At 60.0% G+C, this 12,190-nt stretch carries 11 protein-coding genes; 6 read left to right on the top strand and 5 right to left on the bottom strand.

Annotated elements, in window-relative coordinates:
* Nucleotides 1-20: 20 nt before the first annotated feature.
* The 3 genes from U4Y90_RS04550 to U4Y90_RS04540 all read right to left on the bottom strand — a co-directional run bounded on the left by U4Y90_RS04550 (nucleotide 21) and on the right by U4Y90_RS04540 (nucleotide 2,280).
* Nucleotides 21-512 (bottom strand): hypothetical protein, encoded by a 492-nt coding sequence (locus tag U4Y90_RS04550; RefSeq protein WP_321792687.1) that lies wholly within the window; start codon nucleotides 510-512, stop codon nucleotides 21-23.
* Nucleotides 513-534: 22 nt separating this feature from the next.
* A complete protein-coding gene (locus U4Y90_RS04545) occupies nucleotides 535-1,329 on the bottom strand; it encodes a DUF2092 domain-containing protein (RefSeq protein WP_321792685.1) in 795 nt (264 codons plus the stop codon).
* 333 nt (nucleotides 1,330-1,662) lie between these two features.
* Nucleotides 1,663-2,280 carry a hypothetical protein gene (locus tag U4Y90_RS04540; protein WP_321792683.1) on the bottom strand — a complete coding sequence of 206 codons (618 nt, stop codon included), beginning with the start codon at nucleotides 2,278-2,280 and terminating at the stop codon, nucleotides 1,663-1,665.
* Nucleotides 2,281-2,583: 303 nt separating this feature from the next.
* Between U4Y90_RS04540 and U4Y90_RS04535 the strand changes: the two genes are divergently transcribed.
* Nucleotides 2,584-2,856: a DUF333 domain-containing protein gene (locus U4Y90_RS04535; RefSeq protein WP_321792681.1), complete on the top strand. Its 273-nt coding sequence runs from the start codon at nucleotides 2,584-2,586 to the stop codon at nucleotides 2,854-2,856.
* A gap of 46 nt (nucleotides 2,857-2,902) precedes the next feature.
* Here the strand turns inward: U4Y90_RS04535 and U4Y90_RS04530 are convergent, their stop codons facing one another.
* Together U4Y90_RS04530 and U4Y90_RS04525 are read right to left on the bottom strand one after the other, a co-directional pair.
* Nucleotides 2,903-4,267 carry a hemolysin family protein gene (locus U4Y90_RS04530; RefSeq protein ID WP_321792679.1) on the bottom strand — a complete coding sequence of 455 codons (1,365 nt, stop codon included), beginning with the start codon at nucleotides 4,265-4,267 and terminating at the stop codon, nucleotides 2,903-2,905.
* 61 nt (nucleotides 4,268-4,328) lie between these two features.
* Nucleotides 4,329-5,453 (bottom strand): HAMP domain-containing sensor histidine kinase, encoded by a 1,125-nt coding sequence (locus U4Y90_RS04525; protein WP_321792677.1) that lies wholly within the window; start codon nucleotides 5,451-5,453, stop codon nucleotides 4,329-4,331.
* Nucleotides 5,454-6,135: 682 nt separating this feature from the next.
* Between U4Y90_RS04525 and U4Y90_RS04520 the strand changes: the two genes are divergently transcribed.
* From U4Y90_RS04520 to U4Y90_RS04500, 5 genes are all read left to right on the top strand, one after another.
* Nucleotides 6,136-7,416: a flippase gene (locus U4Y90_RS04520; RefSeq protein WP_321792675.1), complete on the top strand. Its 1,281-nt coding sequence runs from the start codon at nucleotides 6,136-6,138 to the stop codon at nucleotides 7,414-7,416.
* Between the two features lie 296 nt (nucleotides 7,417-7,712).
* A complete protein-coding gene (locus U4Y90_RS04515) occupies nucleotides 7,713-7,874 on the top strand; it encodes a hypothetical protein (RefSeq protein ID WP_321792673.1) in 162 nt (53 codons plus the stop codon).
* A gap of 487 nt (nucleotides 7,875-8,361) precedes the next feature.
* Nucleotides 8,362-9,516: a glycosyltransferase gene (locus U4Y90_RS04510; RefSeq protein WP_321792671.1), complete on the top strand. Its 1,155-nt coding sequence runs from the start codon at nucleotides 8,362-8,364 to the stop codon at nucleotides 9,514-9,516.
* Nucleotides 9,517-9,526: 10 nt separating this feature from the next.
* Nucleotides 9,527-10,606: a glycosyltransferase family 1 protein gene (locus tag U4Y90_RS04505; protein WP_321792669.1), complete on the top strand. Its 1,080-nt coding sequence runs from the start codon at nucleotides 9,527-9,529 to the stop codon at nucleotides 10,604-10,606.
* Nucleotides 10,607-10,720: 114 nt separating this feature from the next.
* Complete coding sequence (locus tag U4Y90_RS04500; protein ID WP_321792667.1) at nucleotides 10,721-11,818, top strand: glycosyl hydrolase; 1,098 nt, start codon at nucleotides 10,721-10,723, stop codon at nucleotides 11,816-11,818.
* Nucleotides 11,819-12,190: the final 372 nt, after the last annotated feature.

Here is a 12,190-nt window from a genome sequence, read left to right as displayed (position 1 = left end):
GCGAAGAGATATTCCGACGCTTAGCGAGGAGGATTCACGACGACATATTGCACGGTCGTGCCTGAATACTGAGGCTCATACCACGCGGAGCCGCATTGCTGGTACACGGCGCCATTGATGTTGACCGCCGAGCAACTCGGCGGCAGGCTGCGGACGATCGATCCCACGACGGCCGCTGTTGCGACTGCTGCCGTGGTGACGGCGGCGGCGGTCGCGATGGGATGATCGTCGTACCATCCGCCGTGATCGCAGCATCCGTGATTATTGTTGTAGTTGTTCACGACGTCAGCGCGATTGGAGCTGACTTGCCGATAGGTCTCCTGTCGATTGCTCTCGCGCTCGGTGCGATTGGACTGCCGCGTCTCGACGTTCGCTTCATGGGCAGCCTGCCAGTTACCACCGCCTACTGACGTCCGCGCGCCGCCACGAACCTGAAACGCACTCGCCGACGACGCGATTCCGAGCGCCATCAGCGCCACGCCTGCCGTCGTCAAGAATTTTTTCGCTTTCATCGATGTTCTCTTCATTGAAGCACTATTGGGCATTTGCGATTTGAGCGAACTTGATCTGACGTGCATTTTCAGGCGCCGAAAATTCGAACGTTTTCTGGTTGATTTCAGGGTTTAGATTCCAGTGATACACCGCGGTGTATTGCGGTCGCTGCTTGTCGGTCAACGTCACGATATTCAGCTTGCACGGAAGCGGTTGATTGCCCTTCTGAATCCAGATTTGCCAGTCCACCGCGCTTTCGTGATATGCGTAGTGCGAACAAGTGACGCCGCCTACGACTTCATCGCCTAGATAGGCAGCCGAAAGCACGCGCTTCATGTCATCCGGATTCGAGCCCAGCGTGAAAATATCGCTCAGCGGCAACTCGATCCCATATCTGCTTTCAAGCGCGCCAGTGAGCTCCTTGATGGTCGCGGGTGCGGCGACCGTCGCATAATAATTGTCGGGTTGCGTATATAGCGTGAAGTGCTTGCCGTTGAAATAGGCATGGCGGCTCGTGCCCGACGCATCGCCGACGATATCGGCCTTGAGGTGATCGGGGCGATTCACGGTCAGCTTTGTCTTGTGCGACAACTGAATCAACTGCGTCGTGTCGCCGTTCACCATGATCCGATCTGTCGTCGAATCGACGTCGAGCGAAAACTGCTTCACAGTTTGCAGATAACCGCTCATCTTGACGAGTGCATCCATTGCGACGGCGTCGGGTTTGTGCAGCGTGGATTGCGCGGCCGCTTTTTCTGTCGCAAATACACCGCTTTGCGCAATACCGATTGCGCCTGCTACCGCGGCTAAAAGCGCCACCTTTTTGAAACTTCGCATCGTTCGCCTTTTTCTTTATTCAAATAATCAGCCGCCTTCGGCAAGGCTGAAATTGCGGCCAGTAAATATGCCTTCGCCGAACATCACGCGTAGCAGCGCCGCGCGACCCCGGCGCGCGCACGAAGCATCAGCGGATGAATCACGTCGGGTTGTACGCCTGAGGCGCATGACGACGCCAACTAACAGGCGCTCGACATTTTCGGAATCTCGCCCAAGAGGCACGTGACGCCAAGGCAAAACTGACCTGAACCAAAGCATTGAATCCGACTGGATGATGAGTTCAACTGTTGAACGACCGCTTTTCCCAGCACCCAGCCAGCGCCTTGCCGGGAATTACTTCACGATCTGACCGTTGCGCGTCACATCGATTGCCGTGGCGGAAACATAGGTCGCCATGACGTTGTCGCCGACCTTGAACTTGTCGAGCGCGACATCCGGCGACGCCTTCAGCGTAACGATGCGCTTCGCGCCCGAGAGCGTCACTTCGCGCGTGACGGGGTCGATCTTCTGGATCGTCGCCACGACTTGCACACCGGCCGTCCTCACCACCACGCCATCCGATGCAGGCGCGATCTGTTCCGCGGTCACGCGCGAATGCGTGTTCTTCGGGTCGACCTTGTCGGCCGACAACAGCAGCGCACCGCGGTATTGCATGTGAACTTCGTCGCCGACCTTCAGCTTCTTGATATCAGCGACCGTCGGATCGATCCCGACCGCGACGGTGTGGCCCTTCGGCCCTTTCAGGTCCACGACGCCGTCATGAAGGTCGATCTTGGTGATCTTTGCGACCATATTCACGACGACCGCATCGCCCACGGCCGGAGTCGCGCTGGATGCTTGCGTTGCGTTCGCCGCCTGTTGCGCCTGTGCCGCTGACGCAGCGAGCAAGGCAACGCTGGCGGCGGCTGCCGCCAGCGTGAGTTGGACGAAACGGGAAGTACGTTGTTGCATGTGATGCTCCACACAAAATGTCAGGCCGGTCGGCCCGAGACAGAAATTGGCATCGATACTTCGCGCGAGCAGACGGTCCGAAGCGCATTAGCGGCGGCGGCTAGATCTACGTTAACGAGCGGGTTACGATCGGCTTCAATTTACTGTGTGAAGAATACCTAAGCAACGGTCTTTTGCCTCTCAACTAGGCGGATTTGAAAAATTCAGTTGCGCCATGTATTTATGCCTTCATTCGAAGAATGAAGATCGAGACAGGTCATGTAGTCTGCGTGAGAACTAACGACATCACGCCGAGTTATCGAGATGAAAAAAACATTCGCGGCCGTGTTCGCTGACGTCTCTTTGGCAGCGGCCTCTGCATTGTTCTTGTCGTCATGCGTCGCCGACGCGAGCAAGGATCAACCCGCGGCGCGCACGGGCCTGCCTAATCCGGCATCCGTCAATTGCGTCCAGCGCGGGGGGACGTTGGAAATCGTGAAAACGGCCGAGGGAGAGGCCGGCATCTGCCGGTTTCCCAATGGCCGACAGTGCGACGAATGGGCGCTGATGCGCGGAGAATGCTCGCCAGAAAAGTAACGCCACTGCCAGTCGCGGCGTATCGTCCTGATCCGGCGATCAAGAATCATTCGGCTTCCTCGAGCGCCTCTTCGCGTGGATAGACCCGCACCAGCACGATCCTGGGGCCCTTCATCTTCTTGACGACGATATCGAAGCGGTCGAACTCGACCCTTTGCCCCTCGATCGGCAAATCGCCCAGCGCATTGATGACGAGTCCGCCGACCGATTCCGCCCGCCCTTCGTCGATATCGATCCCGAGCGCCCGCTCCAGCGAAACCACAGGCAAGCTTCCCTTGCCCATCAACGTGCCGTCGTCCATGCGCGACCAATCGGCATCGCCCTGACGGAACTCGTCGTGAATCTGGCCGACGAGTGCGCCGAGCAGGTTATCGAGCGTGATGAAGCCGATGGGCTTCGCGCCCTTGCGTCCGACGATCGCGAGATGCGGCGCGCCCTTGCGAAAGCGCCGAAACAATTCGAGCGCCGACAGATTCGGCGCGACGTACTGCACGGGCCGCACATGACGCGAAAGCTTGTCGATCTTCCCGGCGGCATCTTTCGACAGGCTGAAGTTGAAGCCGCGCGCGGCGCCATCGCCTGCCAGCAGCAGATCCTTCAGATGGATCATGCCGATCACGCGTTCGCCCGACGCATCGGCGAACAGCGGATAGCGCGAGAAACGATGCCGCGCGATCACGGCAAGGTTGTCGCGCATCGGCAAATCGTTGCGCAGCCCCACCAGTTCATGCGCCGGACGCATTAAATCCGACACCGTCATGCGGCTGAAATCGAGCGAATGCGCGATGGTGTTCCACTCGTCCTCGTTATACGAAGATCCGCCGCCATGATGACGCCCGCGCAGGATCAGCTTGAGCTCATCGGTGGAGTAATGCGCATCGTGACCGTGCTCGCCCGAAATGCCGAACGGCCGCAGGACCAGATTCGCGCTCGCGTTCAGCACCCAGATGAACGGGTACATCAGCCAGTAGAAACCGTAAAGCGGCATGGCGAGCCACAGTCCGACCTGCTCCGCGCGACGGATGGCCCACGACTTCGGCGCCAGTTCGCCGACGACGATATGCAGAAACGAAATGACCGAGAACGCGAAGAAGAGCGAGATCGAGTCGATCAGCTTTTCCGACTCGACGCCGAGCAGCGCAAAGAGCGGATGCAGAAGCGTTGCGAATGCCGGCTCGCCGATCCAGCCAAGCCCGAGCGATGCCAGCGTGATACCGAGCTGGCATGCGGACAGATAGGCATCGAGCTGCCCGTGGACCTTCGCGAGCAGACGGCCGGGCAGGCCGTTGGTGCGTGCGATCGCCTTGACGCGCGTGGCCCGCAACTTGACGAGCCCGAACTCCGCCGCGACGAAGAAACCATTCAACGCGACGAGCAACAATGCGCCGATCAGCGCGACTACCTGAGCCAAAGCAACTCTCTTCGAAAGTGGAAAGCGTCAGTATATGGGTGACAGCTGATCGAAAGTCAATTTACATTCCTGCGACCGGCACGCGCACCGACAACGTGACCTCGGCGCCGTCGACGATATCGCCGTGCTCGAATGCACCGCCGTGCGCCTCGGACACGCGCTTGCACAGCGCGAGGCCCCATGCGATGCGTCCGCCCTCGCGCGGCTCCAGCGCCTGGCGACGCGCGAACGCTTCGAGCACGTGCGGCGACGCCGTATCGCCGAGCGCCTGCGCCGATGCCGTGAAACGCACATCCGTGCGCCACATGCTGCCCTCGATGTTGCTCGATGCGCGCACGGTCGCGCTCGCGGGGCTCGCTTCGGCGGCGAACGCGAGCATGAGCCAGAGCGCCTGCAACAGGCGCTCTGCATCGCCTTCGAGTTGCTCTTCCGCGAGCGGCGAGTCGATTTCGATCGCGACGCCGCGCGCACCCGCAACGCTGGCACGCGCGAGCGACGCGCTCTTTTCCAGAAGCGGGCGCAACGCGACGGGCGCGAGCGCGACCTGCAGCGCCTTGGTTTCGGCGCGCGTCGTATCGACCGATTGTTCGATCAGCTTCACCTGCTGCTCGACACCCGAGCGGATGCCGGCGAGCGCGCGTTGCGCGGCGGGATCGTTGGCGTCGACCTTGCGTTCGAGCACATAGCCCCAGCTATGGATCGCGTTGAGCGGTCCGCGCAGATCGTGCGACACGACCGACAGCACGTGATCGCGCATGAAAAGCGCAGCCTCGGCACGCAGATGTGCAACGCGGTCGGCGACGCCGTGCCCGCGCTCCGATGCATCCGCATCCGGCGACACGATCAGCGTCACGCAATCCGGGCCCGGCAGCGCGATGATCGAGAAGGCGCGCGACGCGTGGTCCTCACCGAGCTCCACGTGCGCGCGACGCGTGCCGTTGCCCGCCAGCGCGGCGTCGGCGGCTTCGGAGAGCGCGGCCGTGAGCGGACGGGGCAAGGGCGTGTCGGCGAGCGTGCGGCCACTGAGCGCGGCGGGATCGAGATCGAAGAGATGAGCGAGAACGGCGTCGACGGAGAGGCATCGCTGGGCGGCGTCGAGCACCAGCACGCCGTCATTTCCTGCGACGGCCGCATCGAAGGACGCGTCGCCTTCAGGCTCGACCGTACTGGAGAAAGACGTTGTCACGGTTATGGTTCCTTGCGTGTATCGGTATTGCGGTTGATGTCGCGAAAGCCGGATGCGCTGCGACTGCACTGCGCATCTGCCCTGAGGAACGGGCCGCGTTATGACCTGTGCAGATCATTATATGTGAGCGCCTACGACGCATGCGGCAGCGGTTCGCATCGCGTCCCGCCGCGTTGAAGCAATCCACGTGCACAAGGATCGACAAACATGCGCTTGAATGGCGCACGCGCGCACCGCCTTATCGATTGCAGTCGATTACATGTCCAGCGGTTGTCCATTGCGATGCCTCGACGCGAACGTTTGCATACCAGCACTTTGCATGGATTTCAACCGAACGATCGCATTCGGAAAGGCCACTTGCGTGTGCCAACCCACTGATGAATGCATTTTTCTCTTGTTAAAGTGCTTTCGGCATGCACTTTGCGTCCTCTCCGGTATTCCATGACGGTCCGGAACCGGCGCACTCCGTTCGTATTCCGCGCAACCGACGCCGGGCCAAGGCACGGGCGCGCAAAACCTCTTTGGCCCCGCGCCGCTTCGACGGCAAGACGCACGAGCGAAACTATTCGCATCAGGCGTTGTCACGAAAAGGCCCACCCGTACGGGCGGGCCTGCAGGGTTCGTAGCCTTGCGTCATAGTCATAAAATCACGCTGCGCTCAAGCCGGGGAAAAAACCGTTCAATGGCTTCATTTCGAAAGAACTTTACGATCCTGATGACGTTGCAGGTATCCACATACCTCGCGCCGCTGCTGACGCTGCCGTGGCTCGCGCGCGTCCTCGGGCCGAGCGAATATGGACGCCTTTCATTCGGCCTCGCCTTCATCGCGTACTTCATTTCGATTACGAATTACAGCTTCTCGCTCACTGCGACGCCGAAGATCTCGATCAATCGCGAGAGCCGCGAACTGCGCTCGAAAATATTCTGGGAGACCATCGTCACACAGGCCGCGCTCGCATTCGCGGGACTGCTGGTCGTGATTGCGCTGACCTCCTTCATACCTTATCTGGAAGAGAATCGCGAATTGCTGATCATCGGCTATGGCCAGGCGATCGGAGCGATGCTGATTCCGACGTGGTACTTTCAAGGCGTCGAAGATCTCGGCATGTTGAGCGTATTCGTATTCATCGGACGTGCGCTCAGCATTCCTGCGATGTATCTCTTCGTGCGCGAGCACGACGATGTATATATCGCGATGGCGGTCAATGCGCTGGTGCCGCTCGTATCGGGCATCGCGATCTGCACATACCTTTATTTCCGGCGTGAGATCGACTTTGTGAGCGTGTCGTTCAGGACCATACTCGTTCGTCTGAAGGACGGATGGAGCGTGTTCATCGCGACGTCCATCGTCGATATCTATGCGTCGAGCAACATCGTGCTGCTCACGTTCATCTCGGGCAATGTCGCGGCCGGCTACTTCGCCGCCGGCGACAAGCTGATCCGGGCCGCGTTGAACATGCTTCAGCCGCTGAAGACGGCGGCATACCCGCGCGTGAGTTTTCTCATGCATCATGCGAAGGACGACGCGTTCGCTTTCCTGCGCAAGATGTTCGTGGTGCAAGGCTTGATCGTGTCGCTGATCTCGGTGTGCATCTTCTTCGGCGCCCCGCTTGCAGTAAAACTCTTGTACGGACCGAAGTTCTTGCCTACCGTAGAGGTGTTGCGATGGATGGCCTTCGTGCCGCTGATGGTCGGGCTCTCGGATCTCTTCGGTGTTCAGACCATGCTTCCGCTCGGTATGAAGGCGCAGTTCAGTCGCGTGCTGATGGCTTCGGCGGTGTTGAATTTCGGCTTGCTTGCCGTGCTGGCAAAGCTCTTCGGCGAGCAGGGTGCAGCGGCTACGGTGCTGATCGTCGAGACGCTGGTGGCCACAGCGATGGCCTTCACGCTGCATCTGCAAGGCGTACCCTTGCTCAAGCGTCCACGTCCGATTACCGGAGGCGCAGGCTCGGAAACGACCTGAACCGTATGCCGAAATATGAAGCGTGCAAAAGCGAATACGCGCATTGCACATTCATGCGGAGAAATCGTGAAATTGACGTGTTATGAAAAGTAACAAATGATTCTATTTGGTAACGCCTTTATCAATTAGCGGCATTAAGTCAGTTTTGTTTTGCACCTCAGGGGCGCGGCGGCGCCGCTTTCGACTTGCGCCTTACTTTAAAGTTGCATTTAAGTATGTGAGTCAACGAACCGACCCATGCAGTTCGAGCCGATATCTTATTGGCTCGAACAGTATTTAATTAAGAGAGCTGCCGAATGGATACAGAAGAAATGTCGATCGAGCATGTGCAGAGACTGGCGGACCAAGCCGCGAGCCTGCGCATGCAGTCGGTCGCGGTACCGCTCAAGGATCTGCAGATCCTTCTGCAGATTTGCGAAACGGCGATTGCTCAGCAGAATGCCGTCACCACGAAATAGCCTTCACCAGTCTGTATTCGTCAGCATAGTGACGTCAGATCTTTGATCCACCTATCGGCTTTACGTCCCGCTGCAGAGAGGCTGTTTTACCGGCTGAACTGCGTTTCACCGCGCGACGCAGAATAATCTTCGCAAAGACCGACATCGGGGCGCCCATCCGGCCAATTTGCATGGCCGGGAGCTTGCGGCAGGTAAATCCAGGCTCGAAATCGAGCTTGATGGGGTTCTTGCATCCCTGTACGCAAGGAACGAGTCATGCTGCGCCGGATCTCGTGCGTATTTTTCGCGTGCGTATTACATCGCGCGATTAGTACTGCGACACGCATATCCCGGTCTTTTTCGCGTTCCTCGAGATGGCCATGCACGGCCACTTCGGATGCGCTCGCCCCTCGCAAAAGTCTCACGTCACGTCCATAACAACCAGGCCATTCCTTCTCATTGCATTTCGCCGCGGGCGCTCGGCGAGACGCCAATCGAAGAGTCGAACATGAAAGAGATCGTCCATATCACCGAAGCCTTCGGCGGCGGTGTGCTATCCATGCTGACCCAGCTCTCGAACCGCGCGGCGGCCGCTGGCGTCGGCGTAACGATCCTTCATTCCATCCGGCAGGAAACACCGAATAACTTCGCAAAGCTCTTTCATCCGGCGGTAAAGCTGACCTATGTGAGCATGTTTCGCGAAGTGAGCATGAAGAACGATCTGACCAGCCTGTGGAGTCTTGTCCGCAAGCTCAAGGAGTGCGATCCCTCGGTGATCCATCTGCATTCGTCGAAGGCAGGCGTGCTCGGGCGCGCGGCCGCGCGCATCGCCGCGCCGCGTGCACGCGTGTTCTATTCGCCGCATGGCCTCGCGTTTCTGCGCCGCGACGTATCGCCCGCAAAGCAGTTCGCCTATCTGAGCTTCGAGCGCATCGCCGCGCGGCTCGGCGGCACCATCGTCGCGTGTTCGAAGAGCGAGCTCTCCGAGATCGAAACGAAGATGCGCGCGCGCCAGGCGCGCATGATCGAGAACGGCGTCAACGTGCCCGAGATTCCGCCGCGCATCGATACCGGCGCCAGAGGAATACTCATCGGCATGAGCGGCCGCGCGATGTTCCAGAAGAATCATGAAGCGTTCGTGAAGCTCGCGACCGAGTTGCATGACCCGACCGTGCGCTTTCTGTGGATCGGCGGAAACGAGAACGAGTTGCCGGCGGGCACGCCGAACGGCGCCGTGTCGTGCAGCGGCTGGGTCGCGCGCGACCGTGCGCTCGAACTCACGTCCGGTCTCGATATCTACGTGCAGACGTCGCGTTGGGAAGGCATGCCGATCGCACTCATCGAGGCGCAGGTGGCGGGTATTCCCGCCGTCGTGACCGATGTGGTCGGCAATCGCGACGTCGTGCAGCATGGCGTGACGGGCTTCGTCGCATCGAGCGTGGACGAGATGGCGAAGTACATCGCGATCCTGCGCGACGATCCCGAACTGCGCGCGCGCATGGGCGCCGCAGCGAGAGCATCCGCAAGCAAGCGCTTCTCGATGGACGCGATCTTCCGTCAATGGCTCTCGATGTACGAGTTCGGCTCCGACAAGCACCGGCGCGAACCGCTCGGCGCCAATGAGGTTGCCTCGTATGAAACCAGCTCCGATTCTCAGTTCTGACGCTTCGAACATGGACACCACGATCACCACGAACAAGCTCGTCTATAACGGCCGCTTCACGAGCCAGAAAACCACCGGCGTACAGCGCGTCGCGCGCGAGCTCGTCGCCGCGCTCGGGCAGTTGCCGCAAGGCGCCCATGTGACGCTCGCCGTTCCGCCGCAAGGCGGGCTCGATCCCGTGCAAGGCGTCGAGACCGTCAAGCTCGGTTTCGGCAAGGGCGTCTTCTGGGAGCAGATCGTCCTGCCGCTTTTCGCGGGGCGCTCTCGTATCGTGAACCTCTCGAACTCGGGCTCGATCTTCCGCGCGAACCAGATCATCTACATGCACGATGCCGCGGTGTTCGATACGCCCGCGCACTTCTCGTGGAAGTTTCGCACCTGGTATCACGTGATGTTCTGGATCCTCGCGCGCACCTCGAGCTGCGTGCTGACCAATTCGAAGTTCTCGCGCGACCGGCTCGCGCATCATGTCGGCGTGCCGGCGGAGCGCATCGGCGTGGTGCCGCTCGCCGCCGATCATCTCGATCACATCACGCCGGATGTATCCGTGATCGATGAGCTGAAGCTCACGAAGCAACGCTATGTGCTCGCCGTGAGCAGCATGAATCCGACGAAGAACTTCAAGCGTCTCGTCGAAGCGTTCATGCGCCTGAACGATCCGTCGATCGATCTCGTGATCGTGGGTATGAAGAATGCCGCAATCTTCGGCAAGGCGCATGATCTGTCGAGCGCGCCCAATATCAAGCAGGCAGGCTATGTCAGCGACGAAAAACTGCGGGCGCTCTACCAGAATGCGGCATGCTTCCTCTATCCTTCGATTTACGAGGGCTTCGGCATTCCGCCGCTCGAAGCGATGCGCAATGGCTGCCCGACACTCGTCGGACGCGCGGCCGCATTGCCGGAGACCTGTGGCGATGCATCGATCTATTGCGACCCTTACTCGGTCGAAGACATCTCGAACAAGCTGCGCGAGCTGCTCGATTCGCCCGAATTGAGCGAAGACCTGCGGCGCCGCGGCCTCGCGCATGCCGAGCGCTTCCGCTGGACGGAGAGCGCCCGTCTGCTGATGCAGTTCATCGACAAGCCGTGACGACAAGCGGCCGCACTGAGACGACCGCGCGCGGCATGCGCGCGCGGAAGCAGCCACAACATTCCGACGTGCTGGCCGAATGACAGCGCGCACTTTCGTGAGGTCCGAACGTCGATGCGAACTTTGTTGGTTGCCGTATCCCTTTTCGGCGCGCTGTGCTGCGCGTCCGTTTTGATCTACGCGCGCAGCGGCTCACCCGACGCCTACCACAGCAGCACCTCGGCGAGCGCCAAGGGAAGCGCCGCGAGCGTCGCGTCGCCGAAGATCGCTTGCGGCAATGGATCGAAAGGCGTGTTCTACGGCATCGCTGGACATCTCGAGCATCACGGCGCGTACGGGATGAGCGACTACGACCTGCAGATTTCACAGCTCCGCGATCTCGGTGTCACGATGTATGCGCAGGATGTATCGAGCGAGCAGAGCGCACACATGGTCGCGAATTTCGCGCGCGCGGCGGCGAAGCAATGCGTCGGCGTGCTCGCGCTCGTCACGCCCTTCGAGCCGGAGAAGCGCGCGAACGAACAGGAAACCTTCGAGCGCGGCTATGCGCTCGGCAAGACGGCGGGACGCGTACTGAAGGGCCTCGTTACGTACTATCAGGTCGGCAACGAATACGACAACTGGACGATACTCGGCTCGGACCGCAGCGGCGAACATCCGCAAGACTACGACAACGCGATGTTCATGAAGGCGCGCGGTTCGATCCTCGGCCTGATCAAGGGCATACGCGAAACGAATCCGGACGCGAAGATCCTGCTCACGTCGTTCAGCTGGCTTCATTACGGCTTTACGGACATGCTGTATGCGGGCACGCAGCCCGACGGCACGCGTGGCCATCCGGTTCCGCATTGGGACATCACCGCGTGGCACTGGTACTCGAACATGGGCTCGATCACGGCGGCCGGCGACAAGAAGGTCAACGTGCTGGAACGGCTGCGCGACAGCTATGGCAAGCCGATCTGGATCACCGAATACGGCGTTCGGCCGACGCATGCGGATCCGGCCGGCTACCTCGTCGGCAAGGATGCATTGAAGGGATTCGTGTCGCTGGCGAAGACCTACAACATTCAGAACGTGACGTTGTACGAGCTCTATGACGATCAGCGCTTCGGCGGCGACGGCAACTACGGCGTGATCCACGATGACGGCAAAACGCGCAAGTCGCGCTTCAATACCGTGCGCGATTTCATCAAGGCTAACCCGATGCCATAAAAGTTCAATCTTTTGGTGTTACAAATAAATCATGGGCCAAACCCGCGATTATCGCGTGAAAGAGCGGCCGCGCAAGCGGCATGCCCACCCTTATTCTGCTCATTACGTTCGGTACTTAACAGACGCGTGCAGTTTGGGCCCGGAAGATTACCCTGACGCTATTTTTTCCGGACCTAACGTCTCGTTTGTCAGCAAGCGCTTCGTAAAGGAATCGGCGAGTTTCACCCGTCGAATTCCGCGACGCGGTTACGAGGCACGGAGTGTGCTTCTCGAAGACATCGCACTCCGACGAGCCGACGCGCTTCGTCATGCGAGCCCGGAGCATCGTGCGCTTCGCCCGCTTTTCAGAGCCTCTCGCGTCTTTAGTCTGGA

The organism is Caballeronia sp. J97 (genome assembly GCF_905220305.1).
Taxonomy (GTDB): domain Bacteria; phylum Pseudomonadota; class Gammaproteobacteria; order Burkholderiales; family Burkholderiaceae; genus Caballeronia.
This window is presented reverse-complemented; position numbering and strand designations above follow the sequence as displayed.

Excerpts from the sequence above, each read along its gene's own strand:
- U4Y90_RS04550 (WP_321792687.1), bottom strand. The coding sequence starts at position 512 with ATGAAAGCGAAAAAATTCTTGACGACGGCAGGCGTGGCGCTGATGGCG.
- U4Y90_RS04545 (WP_321792685.1), bottom strand. The coding sequence starts at position 1,329 with ATGCGAAGTTTCAAAAAGGTGGCGCTTTTAGCCGCGGTAGCAGGCGCA.
- U4Y90_RS04540 (WP_321792683.1), bottom strand. The coding sequence starts at position 2,280 with ATGCAACAACGTACTTCCCGTTTCGTCCAACTCACGCTGGCGGCAGCC.
- U4Y90_RS04535 (WP_321792681.1), top strand. The coding sequence starts at position 2,584 with ATGAAAAAAACATTCGCGGCCGTGTTCGCTGACGTCTCTTTGGCAGCG.
- U4Y90_RS04520 (WP_321792675.1), top strand. The coding sequence starts at position 6,136 with ATGGCTTCATTTCGAAAGAACTTTACGATCCTGATGACGTTGCAGGTA.
- U4Y90_RS04515 (WP_321792673.1), top strand. The coding sequence starts at position 7,713 with ATGGATACAGAAGAAATGTCGATCGAGCATGTGCAGAGACTGGCGGAC.
- U4Y90_RS04510 (WP_321792671.1), top strand. The coding sequence starts at position 8,362 with ATGAAAGAGATCGTCCATATCACCGAAGCCTTCGGCGGCGGTGTGCTA.
- U4Y90_RS04505 (WP_321792669.1), top strand. The coding sequence starts at position 9,527 with ATGGACACCACGATCACCACGAACAAGCTCGTCTATAACGGCCGCTTC.
- U4Y90_RS04500 (WP_321792667.1), top strand. The coding sequence starts at position 10,721 with ATGCGAACTTTGTTGGTTGCCGTATCCCTTTTCGGCGCGCTGTGCTGC.